General features: G+C 66.1%; 10 protein-coding genes (1 of these 10 cut by a window edge). 5 read left to right on the top strand and 5 right to left on the bottom strand.

Annotated elements, in window-relative coordinates; genetic code table 11:
* The first annotated feature begins 255 nt into the window (after positions 1 to 255).
* Positions 256 to 1,170: a TAXI family TRAP transporter solute-binding subunit gene (locus tag OG804_RS06465; RefSeq protein WP_328394881.1), complete on the top strand. Its 915-nt coding sequence runs from the start codon at positions 256 to 258 to the stop codon at positions 1,168 to 1,170.
* 12 nt (positions 1,171 to 1,182) lie between these two features.
* On the opposite strand, the gene OG804_RS06460 is transcribed toward OG804_RS06465, so the two are convergent.
* Entirely contained in the window at positions 1,183 to 2,610 is a 1,428-nt protein-coding gene (locus tag OG804_RS06460; RefSeq protein WP_328394879.1) for a sensor histidine kinase, read from the bottom strand.
* Between the two features lie 12 nt (positions 2,611 to 2,622).
* The gene (locus OG804_RS06455) at positions 2,623 to 3,285 is read right to left on the bottom strand and encodes a response regulator transcription factor (RefSeq protein ID WP_328398268.1); all 663 of its coding nucleotides are present in this window, start codon (positions 3,283 to 3,285) and stop codon (positions 2,623 to 2,625) included.
* A 711-nt stretch (positions 3,286 to 3,996) separates the two neighbouring features.
* Between OG804_RS06455 and OG804_RS06450 the strand changes: the two genes are divergently transcribed.
* Entirely contained in the window at positions 3,997 to 4,935 is a 939-nt protein-coding gene (locus OG804_RS06450) for a TAXI family TRAP transporter solute-binding subunit (protein ID WP_328394877.1), read from the top strand.
* A gap of 138 nt (positions 4,936 to 5,073) precedes the next feature.
* Here the strand turns inward: OG804_RS06450 and OG804_RS06445 are convergent, their stop codons facing one another.
* Positions 5,074 to 5,532 (bottom strand): RDD family protein, encoded by a 459-nt coding sequence (locus tag OG804_RS06445; protein ID WP_328394875.1) that lies wholly within the window; start codon positions 5,530 to 5,532, stop codon positions 5,074 to 5,076.
* 409 nt (positions 5,533 to 5,941) lie between these two features.
* Here OG804_RS06445 and OG804_RS06440 point away from each other — a divergent pair, with 409 nt between their 5' ends.
* The 3 genes from OG804_RS06440 (at position 5,942) to OG804_RS06430 (ending at position 7,619) form a co-directional block, all read left to right on the top strand.
* Positions 5,942 to 6,301: a hypothetical protein gene (locus tag OG804_RS06440; RefSeq protein ID WP_328394873.1), complete on the top strand. Its 360-nt coding sequence runs from the start codon at positions 5,942 to 5,944 to the stop codon at positions 6,299 to 6,301.
* A gap of 63 nt (positions 6,302 to 6,364) precedes the next feature.
* Positions 6,365 to 6,553 carry a hypothetical protein gene (locus OG804_RS06435; RefSeq protein WP_328394871.1) on the top strand — a complete coding sequence of 63 codons (189 nt, stop codon included), beginning with the start codon at positions 6,365 to 6,367 and terminating at the stop codon, positions 6,551 to 6,553.
* Positions 6,554 to 6,821: 268 nt separating this feature from the next.
* Entirely contained in the window at positions 6,822 to 7,619 is a 798-nt protein-coding gene (locus OG804_RS06430; protein ID WP_328394869.1) for a DUF6461 domain-containing protein, read from the top strand.
* A 352-nt stretch (positions 7,620 to 7,971) separates the two neighbouring features.
* Here OG804_RS06430 and OG804_RS06425 read toward each other — a convergent pair whose 3' ends face one another.
* Positions 7,972 to 8,388, bottom strand: coding sequence for a hypothetical protein (locus OG804_RS06425; RefSeq protein ID WP_328394867.1), 417 nt, complete (start codon positions 8,386 to 8,388; stop codon positions 7,972 to 7,974).
* Between the two features lie 993 nt (positions 8,389 to 9,381).
* On the bottom strand, positions 9,382 to 25,094 hold the final stretch of the coding sequence (locus OG804_RS06420; protein WP_328394865.1) for a hypothetical protein. It continues 16,426 nt past the right edge of the window; 15,713 of the gene's 32,139 nt are visible here — the last part of the coding sequence; the start codon falls outside the window, past its right edge; it ends in the stop codon at positions 9,382 to 9,384.

Genomic DNA, 25,094 nt, shown 5'->3' with positions numbered 1-25,094 from the left:
GCCGCACACATCAGAATTCTCGACCTCGATCCGGCACGAACAGGATCGCCTGGCATAGGATTCACAATGACGAATGCCGGTTACCATTCGGCATAAATCCCGGAGAGCAATCTAGGAACACGGTTATATGTACGGCAACGCGCTTCGGTCGCGTGCTCCCTATTCCCTCCCGAACCCGCACGACCGCATCCTTCGGTCGGGTCGTGCGGGACTCCGGCCCGGAAAGGCCCCGCGGCGGCGCAGGATCTCGGGTTCATGATGCGAATCAACAGGCGCGGCGTGCTGACGCTTGCCGCCGGCATCGCCGCCGGCCTGGCTACGAACGGCTGTTCCGGCGTTACGACCCGAGTCCGGCTGGGCACCGCACAGCCCGGTGGTCAGTTCCACGAATTCGCCAGCGCACTCGCGGCAGCGGCGGCGGAGCACAGCACGATAAGGATCGACCCGGTCGTCACCGAAGGATCGCTCACGAATCTGCGCCTCTTGGCGGACGGTGAGATCGATGCCGCACTCACACTCGGCGACGCGGTCCGCCCCGATGATCGCGCTCGTGCGATCGGACGTGTGTACGAATGCTATATCCAAGTCGCGGTCCGGCCCGACAGCCAGGTTCGGCAATTGCAGGACCTGCGCGGCCGGCGGGTCGACTTGGGATTGATCGGGTCCGGCTCAGCCGCGACCGGTGAACACCTGCTGCGGACCGCCGGTCTCACGCCCGGGCTAGATGTGGCCATCGAGCACCGGAACCTTTCCACAGCGATGCAGGCCCTACAACGCGGGCAGATCGATGCCATCCTGTGGGGCGACGAGGTTCCCACCCCGGTATTCGCTCCGCCGATGCGGCTGCGCCTGCTCGACCTCGCCGAATGGGTGGCACCGATGTACGACCGGTCCGGCTACCCGTACGACGGGCTCACCGTTCCCACGAATACCTATCCGGGATCCACAGCAGTGGACACGGTCGGCGTACCGACCCTGCTCCTGGCCGCGCCCGACCTGGCCGACCATGCCGTAACCGAAATCGCCGAGCTCCTGATCAACCAAGGTGACCTGCTCGTCCCCTCACAAACCATCGGCTTCCAATTCCTGGACCGACGCTGGCTGGTCGGCACCGGCCGGGTACCGCTGCACTCCGCCGCGGCAGCCTATTACCGCGCCGGACACGGATGATCAATGCTTCTCCTATGTCGCCCACACCGGCACACGGACAACTATCCTGAGGCCGCGCGGTTGCACCGACTCGACGGACAGCTCGCCGCCGTGCTGCGTCGCCAGGGCAGCCGCGATCGAAAGGCCCAGCCCGGTCCCGCCGGCCGATGCCGACGCACCGCGAAAGAAACGGTTCACCAACTGATCCAACTCGGCAGGCGAAACCCCTAGCCCATCGTCGGCCACCGCTATCTCCACACATTTCTGCACGGTCTCGATGGTGACCCGGGTGGCCGCACCGACGCCCGCGTACCGGGAGGCGTTGCTCAGCACGACATCCAGAATCTGGTCCAGCACTTGACCCGGTATCGCGGCAACCAGATCGTCCGGCACCGGCGAGGTGCCGAGGTTCAGAGTCATGTCGGCTGCTTCGAAGGCGGGTTGCCATTCGTCCACCCGATCGGCCACCACATGGCGGACCACGCATTCCCTCGGCCAATCACCATCCGGATGAGCGGCAGCGAAGCCCGTCGGAGTCTCGGCGACCGCCAACCGGAGCAGGCCGTCCAGCACCGACGAGAGCCGGTCCACTTGATAACTCGTGCGGCGATAGGCGGCGGCGCCCTCTTCCGGGATGAACCGTTCCAGCGATTCGAGCCGGATCGCCAAGGCCGCCAGCGGGTTCCGGATGGCGTGTGCGGTATCGGCGACCAACTGTCGCTGGGCGTCCACCGATTCGGTCACCGCCAGGGCCATCGAATCGAACGACTGCGCGAGCGTCCGGACCTCCGGCGGCCCACTGTAGTGCCGCTGCATCGCCCCCGAAGTCACCGTGGCAGCCGGTTTCGGCAGCGAGGCGGTCAAGCGCCGCACCGAGTTGGACAACCGCATCAGCGGGCCGAGTATCCAACGACTGAGCAGTACCGCCGCGACGGCGAACACTGCCAGCGCGGTCCAGGACAGGACCGTGATGATGGCCAGTCCGTCCTCGATGTCCTCGATCGCCTCGTCGGTGGAGGCCTCGATGAGCACCGCGCCCTCGATCCGCACACCTCGGCCCACGGGAAGCGCGATCAGCATCGTCTCCGGATCCCACGGACGCAGCCGGTGCGGGGGTTGCCGAGCGTGCCGGTTCCGACGCGCCTCGGTCAGCATCGCTATCACCGCTGGATCGTCCGACGGCACTCCCGTGTTCGCCACTTCGCGGCCCGCCGCGTCGACGACCATCACAGAGTCGCCGTAGAGGTCGTGATAGCGCCGCATGGCCAGAACCAACGACTCGATGTTTCCGGTCGTCATCGCCTCGGCGGCGAGATCAGCGAACCATTCCGCATCGACGTACCGGCTGAACCACAGCTCCTGAGTTCGCCCGGTCGCCGACGACGCCCCCAGCGGGAAGGCCAGTCCGGCGACCGTCAGCGCGGCCATGACCACCAGGATCGCCACTAGGCGGTTGCGCATGCCCACCGGCACTCACGAACCCCACCGGTACCCGAATCCCCGGATCGTGGTGATAAGCCCCGGACGACCCAATTTGCCACGCAGGGTGGAGATGTGCACGTCCAGTGACCGGGAGACCGCCAGAAACGCATCACCCCATACCTGGTCCATCAACATCTCCCTGCTCACCGCGCAGCCGGGACGGCTGACCAGCACCTCCACCAGTTCGAATTCCTTCTGAGTGAGATCGACTGGGAGATCGGCGACCGTCACCTCCCGCGCGCCGAGATCCACGCGGACATCGCCGGTGACGACGACCCGGTCGGCCCCGGCATGGTCGATGGGATTGACTCGCCGGACCACAGCCTCGAGACGAGCGATCAACTCGGCGACCCTCGGTGGCTTCACCAGGTAGTCGTCGGCGCCGATACGCAGCCCCCGCACGACGCTGCGTTCATCGTCGCGCGCGGTCAGGATGACCACCGGAACCGAACTCACCTCGCGCAGCTTGCGCAGGACATCCAGCCCGTCACCGTCGGGCAGGCCGAGATCCAGAATCACCGCGTCGTAGCGTCGGTGCCCGAGCAAGAGGTCCGCCCCGCGGGTCTTGCGCTCCGCGCGATAGCCGTATTCTCCGAGCACCTCGACCAGCGCGTCGCCGACGTCGTCATCGTCCTCGACCACGCCGAGTCGAATTCTCCGGCCTTCCGGCGATTCGATATCGGCCACCGGCGGGGCCGTCATTGCGCTGTTCTCCCCGCCTGTCGCGTCTCCGGTCACGAACACATACTCCTTCAGGCCGGAACAAGTCGGCGTCGAACCAATCGAATGCACCGGCGCCCGTCCGCCCCGAACTGGGTTACCCGGAAACCGGCCGACCCCATAGATCGCCGCGGCCGCGCGGACGGTGGGCCGCAGAGGGCGCGACGAATGCGGATCCGTCGATCAGTCTGCACCATCGAATCCCTCACCGCGCTCTCATTTCGAGGCTGTTTCCAGATTTTACCGCCGCTTGACATCGCCGTACCGGGAGAAAGTTGCGGATCGCGCGATCATGGCGGCGCGGCTTGATCGATAGCGTCCCGTCCGAGCGAATCACTCACCGGCAGTACGGTACTCGACGAACAAAGGCATCCCGAGGGATAAGAGGTCAGCCGCGTGTAAATCTCGGTGCCACTCATGGCTGATCCCATCAGCATGCCACGCCGGAGGGGACGGCCGGCTCGGACACCGTGGCCCGCGAGTTCATCCCGCAGCCGATTCACCGACCCGTCCGGACTTTCGGAATATTTCGGCGATCAATAGGCATCCCACTGCGACTGCGATATTCTGTACTGTTCGCGACACGGCTGGACCTCTCAGGTGGGTGCCGGCCGATTCAGTTGAAATCGAGGAGCGCAGCGATCCATGTTCGGCACCGCTGCCCAGGCAACGATGTTCACGCGCCGCCGAATGCTCCACCTCGCCGTTGCGACCGTGACTGTCGCGGCGGCAGGTTGCGGTTCGACCGCACCGCACCGCATCCGGCTCGGCTCCGGACTCGCCGGCGGGCTGTTCCACGAATTCGGAAACACACTGGCCGAGGCAGCCGGCCGCTCCCCAACGGTCCGGATAACCCCGGTGCCCACCGCCGGTTCGGTGACGAATCTCGACCTGCTCGAGAACGGAACCATCGACGCGGCCCTCACTCTGGGAGATACCGCCGTCGCCATCGGTACCCGGGGGCTGGCAGTCGGCCGACTGTACGAGAGCTACATACACCTGGCTGTTCACATCGACAGTCCGGTCCGGCACATAGGCGATCTGCGGGGAACTCGGGTGGATGTGGGCGTGGCCGGATCGGGCGCCGCTCTCACCGCGGAGCGGTTGTTTCGCACCGCCGGCCTCGACCCCGGTACAGATATCACGGTGCACCATCGCGAGTTGGCCGAAGCCGCCGAGGCGCTCCGGTCCCGGACCGTCGACGCGATCCTGTGGGGCGCCGGTGTCCCGACCCCCGGAGTCGCGGTACCCGGATCCATCCGGCTTCTCGACCTCGGGCCGTGGGTGCAACCGATGCGGGAACGGTTCGGTTACCCCTACGATCGGGTACCGGTCGCCGCGAACACATATCCCGGAGTCGCCGGGTTCGAGACCGTCGGGGTGCCGGTGTTGATGCTCGTCGCCCCCGATATCGCCGACCGCATCGTCGTCGCCCTCGCCGAGCTCTTCCTGCACCACAGCGGTGAGCTCGTTCCCGAACGCGCACGCGGTTTCCAGTTCTTCGACCGACGCTGGCTGGTGAGCACCGGGAATATTCCGCTACATCCCGCCGCAGCCGCTTACTACCGAAGTCAGCACAACTGATCACCGGCATCGATCGGTGACGAGCGCGACCAGCGCCGGGCATGGCCGCAGGCCGCCGGGACCGATGCCGTAGGTGTTCGCCCCCGGCAGCGCGGTCAGCGTCACACCGATCGCGACCAGTCTCGCGGGTGCACGCGACTACCGCCGCTCGTCCCGGCGCCGGATCACCCGCAGGCCGGCGGCCTCGCCGATTCCCCCGCCGTCTTGCGCGAGCATCATCACGCCCAGGAGCACGAACCCGAGCAGCCACCGGCCTACCGCGCGCCAGAAGCCCGAACGGTGGCCGTCGGTCACGCGGACCACCCGCAACCCGAACAGAAGTTTGCCGACGCTGCCGCGGAACAACACCGTACCGAGCACATGGTTGGCGAACGATACGGCGACAGCGAGTCCGATCACCGCCGGCGCGAAGACCGGCTCACCCAGCGAGTACTGCAGAGCCCCGGCGACCAGGGCGACGCCCGCCAACGGGGACACCAGACAATCGACGATCGCGGCCCAGATCAACCAGCCCTCCCCCGCCTCCGGGGGCACCCACCGCGGGGCAGTACCGCTTCGAGGACTAGAGATTCCGCCGTCATAGCGTGCTGCGTTCACATTTCCGATTCTGACCGACCGCGGGGACGGTACCTACCCGTAGCCCAGAATTTCTGCTGCTGCAGAAGATCAGTGCAGGTAGGGATAAGATCAATGGGAGGTAAAGAGTTCTCGTCCCGGGTCGCGAGGACCCACTCGGAATATTCATTATTACGGTTTCGCGCTGTTCTCCGTGCTCTGTCGGACGTGCCCATTCACTTCTCAGGAGGTCCGGTGTCCCAGCCCGGGCAGCCGAATCCGCTGCCCACCGGCCGGTCATCCCATGCCAGAGCAGCAGTCGTATACACCGCAGGGACAGCCGTATCCGGCGGCGGGTCATCAGCCGTATCCCCCCGGCCCACAATGGGTGCCGCCGCCCCCACGCTCGAGTCGCGGCGAGATCATTGCGCTGGTCGTGGTACTCGTTGCCGTGCTGCTGGGCAGCGGTGGTGTCGGTGCGTACTTCCTGTTCGGCGCCGACGCTTCCGAAGACGGTCCGGTGGTGGACGCCTCGCACGACCTCAGGGATGCACCCATGGGATGCGGACTTTTCACCGAGGCCGAGATCACGCCCTCGATCCCGGGCCGATTCACCACCGAGCCGACCGCCATCGTCGGTGGCAACAAAGACTACGAAAACTCGGCCCAGTGCATGTATTCCAATCAGGGGATCGCCACCGGTTCCCTTCCCGTCGCATTCCTCAGTGTTACCACTCGCCTGCACAAAGCCGATGCCCGCGAGTCCGGGGTCGACAAGGCGAATGACGCCCTGCACAGTAAGACGGGCTAGCCCGTCGGTGTCCCGGGGGCCGACGACGACAAATTCCGTGAATTCGACAGCAGCCGCGGCCGGGTGATCGCAGCCGAGATCTCCGTTCTCTACCGCAATGTCGTCATCACCATGCACGACACCCACTACACGCTCGGCGAGAAGCAAATCACCCAGCCATTGCTGGCCATGTCCATCGTGGCGTCGGACAAGCTGTCACCGGCGACCTCAGCCGTCCCGGCCGAGGTACGTGGTTCTATCGGCGATCTGTGACGTCACCGATCGGCGTATGCCAGCGTCGGCCGCGATCGGAAGAACTCCGTATCGGCGAATTTTGAGGTCGTGATGTTGGTTGCGGTGCAAGGATGTGTGTGTGTGTGTTTCATCCCCGAACCTTTCGGGAATCCGGGCACGGCCATGGATGTCGGTGGCTCATGGCAGTGTCAGCCACTGTGACTGCTCCAGCTGATAACGACGTCTGGTTTCATGACCATGGACTGCGTTTCCCGACCTTGGTCGCGATCAACGAACCGGGGACATCGTGAACACCACGACCGGTGGCCTCGGCTGGATGTACGACAGGGATCTGCCGCTGCACAACCTCACCTTCGCGCGTCAGATCAACGCGCGAGAGCTATTGGAGCGGATGGGCGTCGACCAGAACACGATGGCGATGCGCGAGCAGGATCACTTCCACTACGAGCTGGGCGGCCATCTCTACACAGACGACGGATATGTGGTCAGCGCAGGGCATTACCGAAGCTGGGCCTGGGCGTGGGAGCACGGCAGTTGGAAAGGCATCGAGGACCGCGGACTGGTGCCGCGCGCCTCGATCGGAACCGCGGCACTGGAGCTGCCCGCCAGCGAGAAACCGGGAGCGGTGTTCCGGTACGCCGAGGACGGCCGCCTCACCACCGGACTCGGCACCACCGACAGCAGCCTCGCACGGACAGGCAGCGACCCGCACCGCTTCGACACCGAGATCCAGGCCCTCGGCGCTCGACCCGAAGAATACGAATACGGCCCCCGGGGGTCCCTTGGAATGTTCTACAGGCTTGCAGAGAACCTCGGCGTCGGGCTGCCTCTGGATGACCTCAACGACCGTCCCGTCCTCAGCGGCCGGCTCCTGCCCCCCAGCCTCGCGGTAACTGCCGAGTCACTCAATACACGCGCCGCCTTTCCTCGCCTCGGAAGCACAGGACGGTCAGCCGACTCCCTGGAAGGTTTCGATCATCTGGATCAGCAGCGCGCGTTGAGCTTCGTTCCGATCAGCGTGACTTCCTCCCGGATGCTCCTGGAACCCGGCTGGCAACGGCGTCACTTTTCGTCGTCACGATAGGTCTTGTCCGGCGTCACGCGATGCCAGAGTTCGTTGATAAACGACTCCAGAATTCACTGCCGCACCACGTACGGGATGAAAGCTCGCCGGGACAGGTCTGGCTTCGGTCGCGAAAACTGGAGCCAGTCGGTCGCGAATCTGGGCATCGGTTGGAATCGTTGCCGCGAGTTCCTGATCGCGAATTTCGGCACCACCGGACCGAGGTGTCGGTCGGGTGATGCCGGGGCGGTGAAGCACGCCTATCTGCCGACCGTACCCACGCGGTCATGTCCGGTTCACCAACACGAGCCGCTGTACTGCAAGCTCTCTCGATCCGTGTTCCGCAACCGAGAGCTCGATGTCTGTCGACAGGTCAGAAATCGGGAATGGTCCGTAGCCCGGCCAGGGCGGCAGGCGCATGATCGGGATCGAACGACCAACCCGGCATCCCACCCCATGAAATGGAAAGCCGCAAGTAATCGACCAGCGAAATGTCCGGCCGAGCGTCTACTCCCCAGATAACGGGATCGGCCACACGCTGGGTCAACGTGATGTAGTGGGTGGATCCGCTGATGTTTGCCTTGTGTAGCTCGTCGGGTGCGAAGTCGAAGTCGAATCCGTCCAAGATGAGCGCGGAATCCTCCTCCCGTTGCTCGCGGTACTCGTCCCAGGCCAATCCCAGCCGCAGAACCGGCGGGATGACCAGTGGATCGGGGGTCTCGTCGGCGCCCGCTCCGGGGGAGCCACAGCTCTGCCCCGGGCCCGGAGAGTCCTCATACCACAGGTCCAACGCTGGACAGTCGCCCATGAACGAGACTTCTCCGACGTATCGCAGGCAGGCATCGAGGGCTATTGGAAATGTGCCGATTTCGCCGGCGACCAGGTCGAGCTCCGCGTGATCCTCAGAGGTGGGTGGCTCCAGAACGGAGCCGGCCGGAACCAGCCCGAGATCGGTTAGTTGCTCAGCAAGACGCGAAACGTGTCTCGCGACCCGTTGCATTGTCTCCCTCGCCACAGCCGTGCAGTCTTCGAACAGACCGTCAGGAATCGGGCCAACGCGTCGAAGATCCTCCCATACGCCCTCATGGTCGCCACCGACGTATCGCTTCACGTATGTAACCACGCGGATAGCGTGCCCAACTCCGGTCACGACCGCAGTCCCAGCGGCGAGAACCAACCTCGAGCACCGCACTCACCTCCGCCATCTCGGCAGGAAGCCAGGCCGGACCCGGCGCAGACAACGGCGATGTCCGAATTCGCGATCACAGACATCCTCGTTCCACAGCTGGTGTCGAGCTTCGCGACCAACCGCCGCCGAGATCCACGATCGGAATCACAGGTAGGTCAACCCGATCCGGGCTGCCATCGGTCGCGCTGCGCCGGGTTCTTCGGTGGGTTCGGCCCTGCCTGCCTCGGCTACCGTCCGGGCGGAGAACCGGCGCGCCCCGCTGATGGACGGTAGTCGCTTCGGCGTGGCAGACCGAAGCAAGGCAAGCCGGCCGCGCCGGGTCCAACCCGTGTACCCAGGTCAGCACCGACGATTTCGTCGAGCAGCGCCACCGCACGCTCGGCGGAGCCGAGACCTTCCGCTGTCCGGTCGAGGCTGCCGAGCCGGACCGCCTGGTCGGCCATGGCCAGCCGGCCCGATGCTTCCGTCCCCACTCGGGACGGCACGAACTGGTCGGCGCAGTGGCGTCCTCGGCGAGGGCCACGGCGCCGTCACCACCAGCAGAGGCACCCGGGTCCGTCATGCCCGAGTCTCCTCCGGGTCGACCGGCACCCCTCACACACCGGGATCCCCTCCCGCGGAATCCCACACGACACCCACCGTGCGATCTACCCGCGACTTTCCTTCCTCAGCGGGACGCTCCTCCTGGGCACGCGGCTCGCGCACGCGCCGTTCGTAATCCACCAGGCGCAGCCAGACACCCATCGCCGTGGCGTACACCTGTACCTGCCCACCGACATTCTTCAACACCCAACTGCGAGCACACATACTGTTGCCCGCGGTCTCGTATTCCTCGACACCGAGCGCGAACCCGCCGATCGGGACCTGCGCGGCCAGTGTCCGGAGTGTCCCCACACCGTCAGGTCCGTGGTATTCCTGAAACTTTCGTCCTTTCAACGTCCGCTCTACCTGTTGCCGGGTATACCCCGGCCGCTCCGTCCCGTTCTTTTGCAGAGCGTCCCGGTCGACCACCTCGTCGGGCAACACCGCTACCGACCTCTCTACAGAGACATCCGCACGCTCCCGTGTACCGGCACCCGAGACCACAGCGGACGACGCCGCCGAGCGGTCGTCATCCCCTGTGGTGTCAGGTACGCGTTTCCGCACGGTCATGTCATCGCGACCGGCCGATACAGCAGCCAGCACGTCGGTTGTGTGCACCGCAACCGTGCTGGTCACCGGATCGGATCCGGTTCCGTCGAAAACGACCGCACCGGGCCCCGGCTCCCCGGTCGGTCCGCTTCCTTCCGCCGTCCGGTCCGCAGCACCCCGGTCCGCGACCTTCGGAGGCATGGGGTCGCCGGGCTCGGAGTCACTTCCTCGGGCGTTGTCCGCAAGGCGTTGGTACTCCTCGGTCACGGCTCTTCCGTGGGCACGGACCGCCGGCTGCCCCGCGTCCGACCCGGTACGCATGAGCTCGATCAAGGCCAGGGCTTCCTCCAGCGTCGTGGGCTCGCCCGGCGTGGCAGCCTGTTGCCCCCGCGCTTCCTTGGCAAGCTGCGCCTTGTCCCCATTGGCCGCGGTCCGGCCTCGCCGCGCGATGAGATCGGCCACACCGTCCGGCTGCTCGAGCCTGTCGCCCACGGCGGTCACGGCATCGCGCATCGTGTACAGGAACGCCAATTCCGACAAAGCTTCGACCAATTCGGGAGATCCGGCGTCGATATCGAAATGGAATACCCCGGGGTTGTAGTCGAGGCCGTTCAACTCGTTGGCTGCCGCCACGATCCGCATCTGCTCGACGAGGTAGGCAGGCAGGATCACGGTGTGGTTGGCGTTCAGGTTGCGGATCCGGTCCGTCAGGTCGTTGAAGTACCCGGCAGCATCCCAACCCTCACACGAGGGCCGGTACGGTTCCAGGATCTCGAAGGCGACACCGTTCCGGAAGACCAGGAAGGCGCCCATCGGCCGGTTGGGCCGGCATTCGGTGCACCTACCGCGTGCTGTGTGCGCACCACCGTGGGCGGCGCAGCCGAAGTAGAAGTCGAGGTCTGGGCGGACAGCGGCCAGGTTCCTCACGTGCGTGAGGAACCCTTCCGTTTCGATGGCGATTTCGTCTTTGATCTTGATGGCCGGTCGCGGAATGCCCTTCGACTCCATGAACAACTGCACGCGCGTGGGATAGGCGAGCGCAGGCAGGGAAGGTACCTTGGTCCGTCCCTCGAACAGGAACGATGATGGATTGCCGAGGCGTTCGAGATCCTCATACAGCTCGTGTGCCCGGTCGACGAGCAGAATGATATGGGCCCGACCGGCGAACACCTTGTAGAAAAGGCCTGCCTGGGCTGCGCCGAGTAGCTCGTGCATCGGTGCGTCCGCGGGCAGGATGGTGATCACAGCGTCGTCGGTGACCACCAGTTGAGCCGCTTCGGAGGCATAGGGCCCGACAAATTCGGCTTCATTGTATTTTCCGTCGGCCACATCGCATTCGACTGCGGCTTCGAAGGGGTTCGGGCCCCCCTCGTGCACCGACTCGATGAAGAAGCCCTTCTCCTTCAGTTGCTCCCGTGTCGGCGCCGACGCACCGAGCATGTATGCGACCTCGGCGATCTGGTCGTCCAGCATCTGCTGTGTGCGGGTGTCAACATCCGCGTGACGCTGCCGGATCATCTCCTCGTACTCGGGCTTCTTGCCTTCGGCCCACCGCCAGGTCTCCTCCGTCAGCGCGGCGTCGTCCACCGCATGGTGATAGGCCTGTTCGGTCAGCTGGATCGCTTCGTCGATGAGCTCTGTGCGCGCACCGCTCTCACCCAGAACCCCACCCGCACGCCGGACGAGGCTGTACAGCACCTGGAGCGCGTTCGCCGTGACATCGCCGGTCTCGAGCGCTGCCTTCGGCCTTGCCTTCAGGTTGGCCGAAAGCAGTCCCTCGAAAAACTTTTCGGCCTCGATCGACAGGTTCGGTCCGGAATCATCCAGCTCCGCGCCCGCCTCCAGTTCGTCCAGGGCCGCCGCCAGCTGCACGGTCACGGCGCTTCGATTCTTCCCTTTCTTGAAGTACGGGTCGACCACTTTCAGCTTCACCTGCTGCTTCCACAGCACCGGGCCGTCCGCCCAGGCAGGATTCGGTCTCAGCAAATGCTCGACCTGTTCCTCCTGCATATTCTGACTACGAACCACATGGGCATCCATCACCGCCCACTGGTCACGTGACATTCCGTCCGCAGCCGACGGCACGAACTTCAGGAAATCGAGCATCGTCTCGGCGTCGGTCGCATCACGCACGGCGGGAAGATGCCAGCCGTACCATCCACCGGGCAGCTGCGGGTCGAATTCCCAACGCGGGCCGAAAGCATCCGCCTGCTCACGAAGCTGCGGATTGCCGCGCAACAACGCCTCGAAATCCTCCAACAGACTCACATGGTCCGAGAGTTGCTCCGACATCCTGCGGGCCGTCCAAGCTTCGATCAACTGATACACGACCGGGTGACCGCTGAGCTGTCGCTGACAGGTCCGCAGTACCCCCGGAGACTTTTCGCTGCGCGCCGCCGCCAACATCTCGAATTGTTCAGGCGTCAATCCGTACAGACCTTGCGCCTCCGCGGGCAGAAGTTCGAGCACAACCCGCTCGGGCGCCAGTAGAGCCTCCACTCGAGCCAGTTCTTCTCTCAGCTCAGCGATTCTCGCCCGTAGCTCTTCCCTCAGCCCAGCGATCCTCGCCTGTGTTTCTTCGCGGCGCCCGCCGTCGTAGGATTCCACCGATTCTTTGATCTCTTTCAGCACCCGGAGGCATCCGGCAATCTCCCGGGTGAGCCGATCCCTGGGCTTTTCCAGCTCAGGGACCCTTGCCTGTGTCTCTTTGCGGCGCCCGCCATCCCCGGATTCCACCGATTTTTCGATCTCTTTCAGCACCCGCAGGCATCCGGCAATCTCCCCGGTGAGCCGATCCCTGGGCTTTTCCAGCTCTGCGACCGCCGCCTGCCTTCTGGTGAAGTACTTCACGTGTTCGGACAGCCTCGAATCCTGGATCTTGACCAACCGCTCGTATTCGGCTTCGAGACCCGCCGCGCGCTTCCTTTGCTCCTCCACCGCTGTCCGTACCCTGGACAGCAGGTGCGGCTGATCACTTCCGCGCACCAGCAGATCAGTGCCGTCCGATCGCACGGTGAATGTGCAACGATCGACATGCGGAGCCGGCGGCCCCTCGAGCTCGGCGACTATTGCCGCACCCTCGATCAGCGAGAACACCTCGGTAAACGGCTTCGCGGTCAGTTCGGAACCATCACGATGCCAGCCGAGTTGCCAAGCCTCGAGTTGAGCTACTACCCCCCTACCGACCCAGCCGGCGTCGGTCCGGTGCATCGCCGCAATGAGTGCCGCATCCAGCTCACTGATGTCGGTAAGGTGACCGGCGCTCTCCGCGGTGGCAATCGATTCCGAGACTATCCGGGCGATCCAGGGCAGGTCACGGCGCCGGAGTCCTTGCACTGAACCGACCGCTACTTCGGCCACGACTGAGCCGAGAGTCTTGTGGTCGGCGTCGAGAATCGACACGTTCTTCAGCTCGGACAGTACCCTCTCGGCGGTGGCGAGTACTCGTTGTCTCGACTTGTCCGGCAGGCGATCCACTGCGCCCGAACGGATCCGCTGGACAGCGCGGATCAACGCGCCGATTCCGTTCGCGCGGTGCAGAATCCCTGACATCTCTCGCGGCGGGACTCTCCAGTCGGCGTTCCAGATACCTGCTTCGTTCCGGGTCAACCTATGCCAGGGCAAAGTATCCGATTCCGACAGGAACAGCTCGAGCTGCAATCGCCCGTCCCGGCGGTCGACCACGACCCGCGTCCCCTGGTCCAAACCCTTGGCGATCCAGTCGGTCAGCCAGAGCGGATCCACTTTCCCCTCCCGCACAATTTCTTTCCGGTCGCAGTGCGCTGCGATCAGCTCCGCAACACCGACCGCAACGTCTCGAGACGCCGCAATCACATCCACATCGCTGTCGGGTGCGGCTTCCGCACCGTTCCAGACCATGAATGTCCACGCAAATTCCCGGTCACGAGGGCCGAGGCCGCCTCGTGTACGCCCCTCCTCGACCACCTCGACCTGGTGCGATCGCGCCGTCGACCACGCGGAACCGTCGCCGCCGGAGTCGCTTGCACTCGCCATCGAGCGCGGTGGTGTCGACGACATGTTGCCGGGTCGTCGTCGACCCGCCTCGACGGCGGAAACCAGCGCGTGTTCACCGATCGTCGCGCGCGCACTGTCGGTGCGGATCGATGCGCGAGCCTCCGCGTGCGCCTCCGAAATGTCGAGACGACCGTCGTGGAAAGAGTATCGACTCAACTGGCTTCGCAGCCACTTCCGGAACGTAACAGTCGGGTCTGTACAGGTCGTGTGGAAGGCGTCCAACAGTGCGCTCAGTACCAAAGCCCGCTCGACGAGTAGTTCATGCACACCTTCGGCACGGTCTGCCGAGAGCGCTCGAGCCCAGGCCAGGAATTCGTCCGGCGGTAGGCTCAGCCCGGCGTCCAGCGGCCCTTCCTCGGGCGAGGGCGGGCGCAGCAGATGGGAGACCTCGTGTTCGACGGCAAACCGCACCGCCTGACCGGGCCGCCCGGGATGGAATCCGACATACCGGCCGTAACGGCCGGGGTCCACGAGACGGCCTTTCGTCCTATCCGCGCTGGGCTCGACCCCTTCCCACAGGTCCGCAGTGAAAACGGCATTCAGATACTCGAGGTCGACGGCAAACCGCTCGTTCAGCACTATTTCCAGACCGACCCCGTCGGAGCGCACCATGGCGATGACAGGCCGACCGTTCTCGTCGTCGGGCAACGGTGCGATACCGAAGGCCGTGAGCCCGGTCGCCGGATGCCCGACCAGGCTGTCCCGCAGGGAGTCGACGAATTCCTGCACCAGGTCGTGATCGAGCCCGGGCAGATCGAACCCGAATGTTGAGACGCCGAGCTCGGATGCCAGTTGGGCGGCATACCGCAAATCCTGGTTCGATGGGTCCTCGGGAGCACGATGACCATGCCATCGCGTTGCCGCCCCCAGTAATAATCGGTGCAGAATTCGGTGACAGTCAGTTGCCTGTTCAGGATGTCGTTCGACCATCCGGAACGCTTCGTGCAGCGCAGCTCGCCCACGCAGGGTGCCGTCCGGGAGGAAGCACTGCTCGGACAGCTGCTCGACCTCCTTCCACTCCTGGAATCGAACCTCGTCATCACCGACGATCGTGCCGTTTTCAGCCTCGTAGAATTCCTGGAACGCACCCTCGGCCGCGGCAGCGGCGCGCCAGCGCCCGGTGTAGATCAAGGCGTCACAGAATGCTGCTTCCAGCGCCGCCGGCAGGTCAGCCGGGTCGATCTCGGTGCTGATGCGAATGCGGTCCGCCCACATCCTCCTGTTCCCGTACTCGAAGTCACAGATGGCGGGTTCGCCGTCCGCGGCGGAAACCGCCGGGCTGAAATGGATTTCGGTAAGACCCAACAGATGCCCATACCGAGCGAGCCAGTATTCGACGAGGCGAGCAGTTTCCTCCGCCTTGTCGACCTGCAGAGCCCCGAATCCCGTGAACTGAATTGTGGGGTGGGCATTCGCGAGTCGTTCTGCCACCGCTCTACCCGGTCCATCCAGATCCTTCGGACCGCCGAGGTCGACGAAGTCGGTCTGGTCGATCTCGTCGAGATCCTCGGTGCGCGACTTTCCGCGACGGCCCTCACCTACTGCCATCTTGTTCGAACCACCCGCATCCACGAGATCACGCCGCGACACGGTGCCGTCCTCATCGCGCATCGAGCGACCGGGGGCCGGCGGATCTGGAATATGCTCGCCGACCTCCTGCGACCCCCGCCCGCTCGGCCGGTCGATGAGCACGAACACCCGAACGAACTCGCCGGGTTCGCCCACCACTTCGAGTACACGAACCTGTTGGAAACCGTACTCAGCAGCCACAGACGCGCTGACGGTTCCCCTCGCCGCATCGTCGAGTGACTCTCCGCGGGCGGCTTGCTCGTTGAACGTGTCCAGGTCGGCGCGGTTCTGATCACTGTCCCAAAGACACTGGATCTCATCGACACGCCCACCGAGCGCGTTCAGCAACGATCGCAGCATCTGGTCCTGCTCGCCTTCGACGTCCGCTCCCGCCGACACCCGGTACTCGAGTACCCGGTCCGGGTAGGCGGTCCCACGCACATCGCCGAGACTTCCGGCCCGCTCCCAGAGGTAGTGGACGCGCCGGTCGCCCGGATCACCGAACACGTCGAGGAAAGTTCGGACGGCAGCCCGGCTACCGTCTGCACTGGTGACCTCGATTCGAAGAAGACCGTCCGACAGCCGGATCCGAACTCGCCCGTTCCGGTCGCCGAACAGCTCGGTTAACCATCGCGTGATCCAGACCGGGTCACGGCGCCCTTGCCCGTTGACCGCAATATCGTCATATCCGGCCCGCTCGAGGATGCCCGCCACCTCTTCGAATCCGGCACCGTCGCGCACGCCGATATCGCACAGAACGCCGTCACCGAGCGCCGCATACATGTCGAATCCGGATTCCGCCTCTTCTGGGAATCGACGACTACTGCCCCCACCCGGATCGCTGATGGTGATCACGCCACGCGTATCTCCGCGGTGCAGTATCACTTCCTCGTGTTCTGCGCCCACCGTGACCGCGTGTTCTATGACGGCCCCGAGCATATTGTCCGGAAACGAGGTGCCAGCAAGGATCTGCAGCTGGTGGGTGATTCCCCACCGCGCGAGGTCGTCGCTCACCCCGGACCGATCGACCCCTACTCTGATGCTCCGCTCCCCACGTCGGCCGAAGACATCGATCCGTATTGTGGGCCGGCCGTCGGCCGCCGGCAGTCGCATGTTCAACGACAGCGCGCCGGGCTCGCCGCGCAGTGACACCGTTACCTGCGTCGCCGCGGCGCTCTGAACCATGGCCTCCAGGTCATTGCCGATATCTGTGAACCCGTGCCCCGCCATCAAGTCACGCAGCGGAATCGACGAGCCGCTGAACCAGGTGTGCTGCTCATTGACCTGCCACGGTCGATCCTCGCGATATTCGCAGTCCACGGTGCGCTTCTTACCGTCGAACGGCGTCGCTTCGACGACGACCAGATCGGCGGATCGCCCGTTCGAATCCGGTGCGGCCACCGTGACAGCGACATCCCCGACCTGACTACGCGCCGCAACCACCTCGCTTATCCGTTGCACGGCCGCGGCTGCCTGCTCGGTGGTCAGCCAATCCGGCAGGATGTCGGTGATCACCTGGTCGAGGTTGTCGACGGCCTGTCCCGCCGGGAACATCACATGGCCCGGCCGCTCCGCCGCGACATCGACATCGCTCGCGCTGCTCGGTCCACTCGGTCCGGCAAGTGCTGTGGCAGCGGATTCCGGCGCCGAAGCGGGACGCGACACCAGATCGGTGCCCCCTGGATAATGATTCGGATTCGGTATCCAGTACTGCGACAGCTCGTCCGCTATCCCAGTGTGGCCGGCCGCGCGCCCCCGGAGATCGGGCCACCTCTCCTCTGGGATTTCGAAGCAGCCGGCAATGAATCGCCGGTCGATGCCGCCGGGAAACGACACGATGAACGGAAAAGGGCCCGCCTGTGCGGCGTTTACGAAACCGCCGGGTGCGTCGAACACATAGATCCGGCGCACCGGGCCCGCGCGACCGTAATCCCCCGCAGCACCGAACCACCGGGTCGTGGACGGCCACGACCACTGCCGAGGAAACGGCTCTGGTGTTGTTCCGTGCCAGATTCCTCGCTCGAAAACCTCATCGGGGAGTAGGTCGCTGCCACGGAGCAGTAGACAGTGATCGGTGCGCCAGCCCGCCTGCGGCGAGTGCTGTTCGCCGGCGGCGATATCACCGAGGATATGGGATATGTCGGCGTCGGAGACGTTCCGATCGCTGGGCGCTGCCCCGACCACACAGCGCTCGTCGTCCAGCGACGCGGTCTGCGACAGCCGCACTGCGGTGCCTTCGACCGACCACTCCGATACCAGTCGGCGAGCGATCTCCGACCCCGTTGTGGGCACACCCGAAGCAGCATTCGCACCGGCGGCCGCGACCTCCGACTTGCCGCCGTGCTCCTCATCCGGCACAGCGACCCGCTCGATAACCGTGGGGTCGTGTCCGGGACGCTCATCGCCCGTCCCTCCGGTGTACTCCGCGAGCATCCGCGCCAGCGCGGCGACGGCATCGTGGGCGGGCTGCTCCGGCGGGCCGCCGCGGCGGCCCTCGGGGCCGCGGTGGCCGTCGCCGTCAGGGGCGCGGGTGGCGCGACCGGGGCCACCCGGACCGGAGCGGGGGCCGGGTTCGCCGCCCCGCTGCTCGGCGATGACAGCCGGTGCGACACCGTGCAGAACCCAGTCCGCAGCGGCAGCGGAGTCGGCGGGGATCTCACCGTCGTGCACGCGACGGCGGATGGCCGCCAGCGTCGCGGGCACGTCATCGGCGGCGACGGATGCGCGTACCCGGCGCGTCAGCGTAGCGTCGTGCTCGGCCAGCAAGGCGTTCGCGCGCTGCTCGTGATCCCGCCGGCTCTGGGCCTCGGCCACAGCAGCAGGTCCCAGATCGCGCGGCACCGCCGCCTCGACCCGGCCCAGCTCGTAGTCTCCGAAGCAGGTACCGGCCAGGTCCCAGAGCAGCAGACGATCGCCTCTCACCTCCATCCGGATCGAACGAGGATCATTGGCACCGAACGAATACATCTGCTGCGCTATGGCATCTTCCGCCCGGCGATCGGCCCCTGGATTCAGCCGCTGGTCGCTGAGCATGAGCCGAGCCGCTTGCGCGAAATCGGTGCGCTCAGCGGCGGTATGCCGACCACGTACCACTACGGCGCGCCCAGCCGGGCGGGCCTCGAGGGTCAGCCACTCCCGACCTGCATCGTCGTGCAGGCGCACGCACACCGCGCTATCCGCAGTCTCCACCGACGTCCAGCCGCCCCCGGCGATGTCCGCCGCCCGCCCCAGCATCGCCTGCACCCACATCGCGTCCCCGGGGAACCCGCAATCGCCGACAGCATCGCCCACTCGCTGCAGGGCATACGGGTCTGCCGGTGATCGCGACACACGTATCACCCCGTGCTCGGCCAGCCACGCCCGATGCCCGGCCACCACCGCACCGACTCTGGAGACGAGATCCTCGCTGTCCGGCTCCCCGGCCAGCCGCGTGAGAACGCCCGCGAACTTCTCTGTGAGCAGCGCGAATTCGACACTCGCGGCACCGAGGTCGCGCTGCCGGTCCAGCAGCCGGGCGAGCGCGTCGACCACCGCACCGACAGGCACCACCGCCGCATCGTCGACACCCGCCACCATGCCGAGCAGCTGCCCCGCCCGGTTCAGTACCTCCCCCGCATCGACCGCGCCTGTCGCGGCGTCATCGAGCAGCGCTGCCGCACGGCGCATTTCGTTCCCGAGGTGGTCGATCTCGTCGGCCGGCATCTCCCCCGAACCGCGGGAGGCCGAATCCATGACACGGGCGCGAAGCGATTCTTCGCGGAGGTCGGAGCCGGTGTCGGCGGACGCGTCGGCCCGCGACACCGTCAGGTCGTCACGCGGGTCACCCGGCTCGGTATCCCCGGCGTAGAACTCGGCAAAAGCCTTCCCGGTGATCTCCGCCGCACCGGCGTTCTCGCGCGCCGCGGCGACCATCCAGGCCGCCGGCGGGTAGTGATCGGGGCCGATCGTCACGCCGCCGGGGAACTGCTCCCCGACTCTCATCGCCACGACCAGGTCGCCTGAGTCGTATCCTCGTCCCGCACGACGCACGTACACCCGCCCGCCGAATTCCAGATTCCGGGCGATGTGGTAGCGCTTTTCGTCCATGGTCGGCCGGCCCGCGGCGACGATCGATAGGCCCGAACCCTCCTCCAGCACAACAGTGCCGTCCCAGTCGCAGAACGCGCCGTACGGGAGGTTCCGCCGCCGTCCGATCAGCTCAGCAGCCCGTGCCCGCGGACCCTCGGGCACCTCCACCAATTGGTCGTCCAGCGCCGCGTCGAGCTCAGGATTGACACGACTCACCACGACCGTCACCCGGATCGGCTCCAAATCCTGGGCTCTTTGTGCGGCCTTGTTCTCGAGATCCTTCAGCTGCCGGGCCCCGATCGGGCCCACCGGGCCGACGAAGACCTGCTCGTACCCGGGGGAGCCGACCAATGCGACCGACTGCGTCACACTCGCATGTTCGCCCGGCAGGTCATCGCCGAACACATAGGTCTCGTACGCGGTGCCCCCGGCACTGCGTATCGGCCCCTCCTCTGGATCGTCGTACAGCTCGGCCTTCTGCGCGACGATGAATGTCAGGGCCGGATCACCGGCGAACGCGTCGGCCAGCATGCCGAACACCGCACCGACATCCGGCGCGTCCCGCACATCCGGATCCCCGTCATAGACCAACGCCACCGGCAGACCCTGCGCCCGCAACGCATCGATTCGTTCCCGCACATGCGCCACGACCGCATCGAGATCGGCCGGATCGATTCCGTTGTCGCTGCCCGCGCCGCGTACCGTGATGATCCGCGTGCCCGCCCTGACCAATTGGGCGACCCGCTGCTCCCACACGCCGAGATCAGCCGACAGCTCGATACACCGCGTCGTCGCATCAGCGATCCTGCCGCCCTCAGACGACGATCCGTCCGCAGCCCGATCGTCAGGCCCTCGAAGTCCCCCGCCCGCAGGGTCCTCGAAGCCCGCGCGCATGTCACGAAGCCTGCGGAGGAACGAACCACGATTATCCAACTGGCGGGCACGATCCCGCTGCGCATGCCGATCGAGCCCCGGCAATCCGCGCCGCACACCACCGCCCGACCCCGATCCGGTGGGCGGCTGCGCGGCCATCCCGGCAGAGGCGGCCGTATCCCCGGCCGCCGGGTCTCCGGTTCGGACGGCGCCGTCCGAACCGGTGCTCGCGAGCGACGCGGCCGCATTGCGTCGGAACAGTGCCAGCAGGCCCAACGGTAGAAGCGTATTCCAGCTCTTCAGTCCAGGCTGGAGACCGATACCCTCCGCCCAGGTGTTGCCCTCACGAGTAACAGCACGGTTGTGGAGTTCGTCCCACGAGAGCTCGCAGTCTTCGACGATTTTCTCGTATAACGGCATCTCTGTCGGGTCCGCCATGATCTGCTCGGCAACCCACTGGCGAGCCTGCTCTCGCGTCCAACCGCCGTTCTCCGGATCTTCGAGCGTCTGCGCGTATGCTTCGACTTCCCCGTATCTATTGGGCGGTATACCGAAGCTGTCGCCGAGATCGACATCGAAGATATCGATCTCGCCGTTGCCGGCTTCCAGAATCTCCTGCCGGATCTGGGCGGAGTAGAGAAGCCGCTCCGCGACGGCTGCCAGCCGGTCGACCACTCTCGAGCGCACCCACTCGTCCCGGGACTGGGACGGAGCCCACTTGTCCAATTCGTCACCCGTGATCTCGGTCCCGGGCGCGAAGCGCTGGGCAACAAGAAAAACCAGCTCGCGCGGATCAGAGATTCCATCCTCGATGGTCATCCACCGAGCCCGGAACGGTGATTCCGAATCGGACTCGAATCCGACACCACCGCCCTCGGCCAATCGGGCACGGACTGCCGCGGTCAAAGTCGTCGACAGTGCGATGAGCTCGTTCGCTTCCTCGCCGAGCTCCGTCTCCGCCGGCACACGCCCGTCGATTCCGGCGTAGCTCTCGTCCCAATGCCGGGCGAGCTCCGGGTAGTACCCCTGGAAATGGAAATCGTCGGCATCGTTCAGCTTGTGCTCGAGAATGCTCTCGAGAGCGTCCTCGCGCGACGCGCCCGCAAGGTAGCTCTCGTAGGCGGATCGGGCCAAGCTGTCGAACGACCCGATGTCACCGCCGCCGTCCTGCATTATCTCGTGCCGCACCTGCTCGCCCGCGAAGTCCGCTTCCGCTTCGTGCACGAGCTTTCGGCGCAGTTCCCGCTGCAGCCACTCCATCCTGGCCATTCCGGGCGGCGGTGGTTGCACGGGATCGTCCGAGTGGTACACGGCATGATACAGCTCATGCACCAGGTGGTAGACGGTACGACCTGCCTGGGTGCTGTAATCATCCAGGATCGCGATCTCATCGACGGAATATCTTGCGACGCCCGCCGTGCCGTCTTCGAGCTGCTCGTATTCGATTTGCCACGAATCGTTCGCTCCCCGCACCGTCCGGAGCATCTCCATGGCGAAATCCGAATGCCTCATCAGCTGGTCGACTTTCGACCCCAGGCCGGTCGAGACGCCGGCGCCCGGCGCCAGCGCGCCGAGCGTCGTCATCGTCGCGGCCACACCGATACCCGTTGCCAATCGAAGGAGGTCGCGACGAGGCAGCCCACGCCGTAGCTCCCCCCAGCAGGCAATCGTTTTCGACTGCCATTTCGAAGCACCGGTCTTGCGGCCCGGGCTTCCCGGCGGATGTTTCGCCCGATTGGCCGGGGCCGCGTCCTGCTGCACCAAGTCGTCGTGCGCTGTCCGGCGAACGTATATCCAGCCACCGATATCCAAAGCGGCGACATTGTCCACAGCGCCCGCGATCCCTGTCACGCGATCGGGTTGGGCAACTCCGAACGAGTACCGGCAGAACGTCACTTTCAGGCCGTGCCGGCCGCCCGCGCACAGGGCTTCGAACAGGGCCCGATCCGCTTCCATCGCCGCCAGCAACGCCTCGGCCAGTTCGCCTTGCTTCTCGTTCGCCGCGCCGATGACGAGTATGCCGTCCGGTTCCATCGCGACCCGTGGGGTGATGTAGCGCCGGCCGGACCCGGGGCCCACGCTGTCGAGCCCGTACAGCCAGTCGACGCACCGAAGGACACGCGCATGGGCCAGTTCGTAGCGCCGCCGCATCGCATCGTGAGCGATGGCCTGCTCGAGCGGATTCGTCGAGTCCACGCCTCGATGTTCGGCGTCCAGTACCTCCGGGGTGCGTACTCTCCGGGCGGCGACCGCGACGGCAAGCTTCCCGGCCCCGGCTCCGAGAGGCTCGGCCGACTGCACCAGCTCGTCGATGGCGCGCAGACATTCAGCTCTGCGCGCGTCGGATTCGCTGAGCGATTCGAGGAGCCGGACCTGGGTGAACAGTTCCTCGACGATGCGCCGCGCCGCCGCGAATCTCGCGTCGTCCGGCAACTGTCCGACAAGGTTCAGGCCGTCTTCCAACGCGTTGGCCAGCACATTCGAGGCACCCAGGGCATCCCCCAGTCGCTCACGGGCCGCGTCGAAGCCGGCCTGTTCGTCCTGTTCGGTTCCGCTGCCGCGCGACGATCCCGGCGGCGGACCCGCCTCGAGCCGACCATTGGCAGCGCGCCAGAACTCCCGTACATCGGACGCCGGCTCGGTGGTACGCAACCGCTCGAATGCGACCTCCAGCTCGGTAAGGAAGTGCGTGGCGACCTGGTGCGAGGTGGCGTCGACAGCCGGGGTGACGGCATCTGAGGCGGCGCCGAACGTGAACTGGACAGCGGCCCCGGAAATGCCGGCAGATTCCGAATCGATGCCCACACGGCCGAGACCGTCGCGGATTCGGCCCTGGGCCAGCCGGCGGTCGGCGTCGACCGCGACCGTGCCGCGGACCTGCCACAGGGTGTCACCCATCCCGATGGTCAGTTCCGCGAGAGTGGTTCCGTCACGGTCGACAACACGCACGATGGCATCGCTGCCCACGATCTGCTTATCGAGTCGCACCGCGCTGTCGCCGCAGAAGCCGCGCAGGAAGTTCTCGACCGGGCGGGCGGCTGCGGCGCAGGCCATGCTCCCTCCGACGCGGTCGAACAGCCAGTGGTGGACATCGTCGATCTGTTCGCGGCCGCCGGGTATCCGCCAATATCCGTCGGCGTCCTGGAACAGCACCTCGTTATCGATGATGTGGGCGTGGCCCAGGGTGCTGCGTGCCGGTTCGGGCGAATCGGACGACACGCGAAGAACATCGACGGTCATGCCGGTACGCGCGCCCGCGTCCAGTTCCGGATCGGACGCGATCGCTAGAGCGAGAATGCGCGTCGCATCAGCAGTCGCCGCGGTGCAGACGATACTGGCCCGGTTGCGGGTCGGGTCGTACCACACGCGGTCGGTGACGGGGCGTTCGGCGGGTTCGGGGTCGACGACGAGACTGAGGGCGGTTCCGTCGCGATCGAGTGTCATTGTTCCGTCGGCGGCTTCACCGGTGATCTCGTAGGCGCCGGCCAACACCTGCAGCGCGCCGTCGGGAATGCGGTCGACGATCACGGCCGCACGCCCGGGTATCAGGTCGGCGTGAAGCGCGAGCCCGCGCAGCAGGTCGCGCAGAGTGACGGCATCCGCGATGGGTTTCCGATAGGCCAGGGCGCGCCCGGATTCGGCAGGCAGGAAGTCCGGCCGTTCCTCGGCGACGGACCGCGCCGCACTCGGCATGATCGAGGCGCGCCTCTGCAGCACCGATTCCAGACCGAGCGCCTCGCGGATGAAGTCGCGTAGAACGGTCCGGTCGGGGGCGCCTACGCCGTCCGGCGGCAGCACGCCGGCCAAGAGCAGCTCACGCTCGAGGAAGGCCCGGTCCAGATCGCCGGGCGGTACACCGAACCAGTACGCCATCGGCTTCGCCGCGGCAGCGCGTAACTGGCCCGAGGTGGCCGCGGTGGTGGGGCCGCCGACCTCGAAGCCTGCACCCGTCTCGAGGCATCGCAGCAACACCAGTCCGTCGCCGACAGTGATGGTGAGCTCGCGCTGCCCGGGCGTGCCGATAACGGTGACGGTAGCCGGGCTCCATCGGGCGGTGGTGTCACCGGCGAACTCTCCGGCGGCAGTGAGAACGGGGTCGGCGGAGCAGTCGGGAACGAGCAACGCGGCCGCATCCGGACGTGGCGTGTACAGGGTGAGCGACCGGCGCGGGGTGGGTGCCGGAAGATCGGTGTAGGTGATCGACATCGCGCCCGCGACATCGCGGAGCTCGAGGTACCGGCGATCGGCAGTATCGGTGAGCTCCAGGCTGTCGGCACCGGAGCACAAGGTGCGGAGCGGGGCATGCATATCCCGGCCGATCCGACCCCACAGCGCGTTGTGTACCCCGTCGGCCGGGACACCGCCGCGCCAGCTGAAACCGCGTTCCCGGGCGCCGGGCTCGTCGTCTTCGCGCGCGACGAACCGCGCCGACCAGTCCGGGCCGGCCGCCTCGACGACGAGGGTGCGCGCTCCGGCGCGCCCCCTGATGCGCACCGACAGGTCCAGGTCCGAATCGCCCAGATGATCGTGTGCGACGGCGGCGAGCCAGGATTGCAGGTCTTCGATCGCACTCATCCGGCCGGGACGGCTTCGTGTCCCGCCGACACGACGTCGGCCGGTCGGGGGCTCCC

Origin of the sequence: Nocardia sp. NBC_00416, assembly GCF_036032445.1 — a bacterium.
In the GTDB taxonomy this organism is placed as follows: domain Bacteria; phylum Actinomycetota; class Actinomycetes; order Mycobacteriales; family Mycobacteriaceae; genus Nocardia.
Note: the sequence above shows the minus strand (reverse complement) of the source record. Positions and strands in the feature narration are given on the sequence as shown.

Bases quoted from the DNA above. Each gene is read 5' to 3' on its own strand.
- OG804_RS06465 (WP_328394881.1), top strand. From the start codon at position 256: ATGATGCGAATCAACAGGCGCGGCGTGCTGACGCTTGCCGCCGGCATC.
- OG804_RS06450 (WP_328394877.1), top strand. From the start codon at position 3,997: ATGTTCGGCACCGCTGCCCAGGCAACGATGTTCACGCGCCGCCGAATG.
- OG804_RS06460 (WP_328394879.1), bottom strand. From the start codon at position 2,610: ATGCGCAACCGCCTAGTGGCGATCCTGGTGGTCATGGCCGCGCTGACG.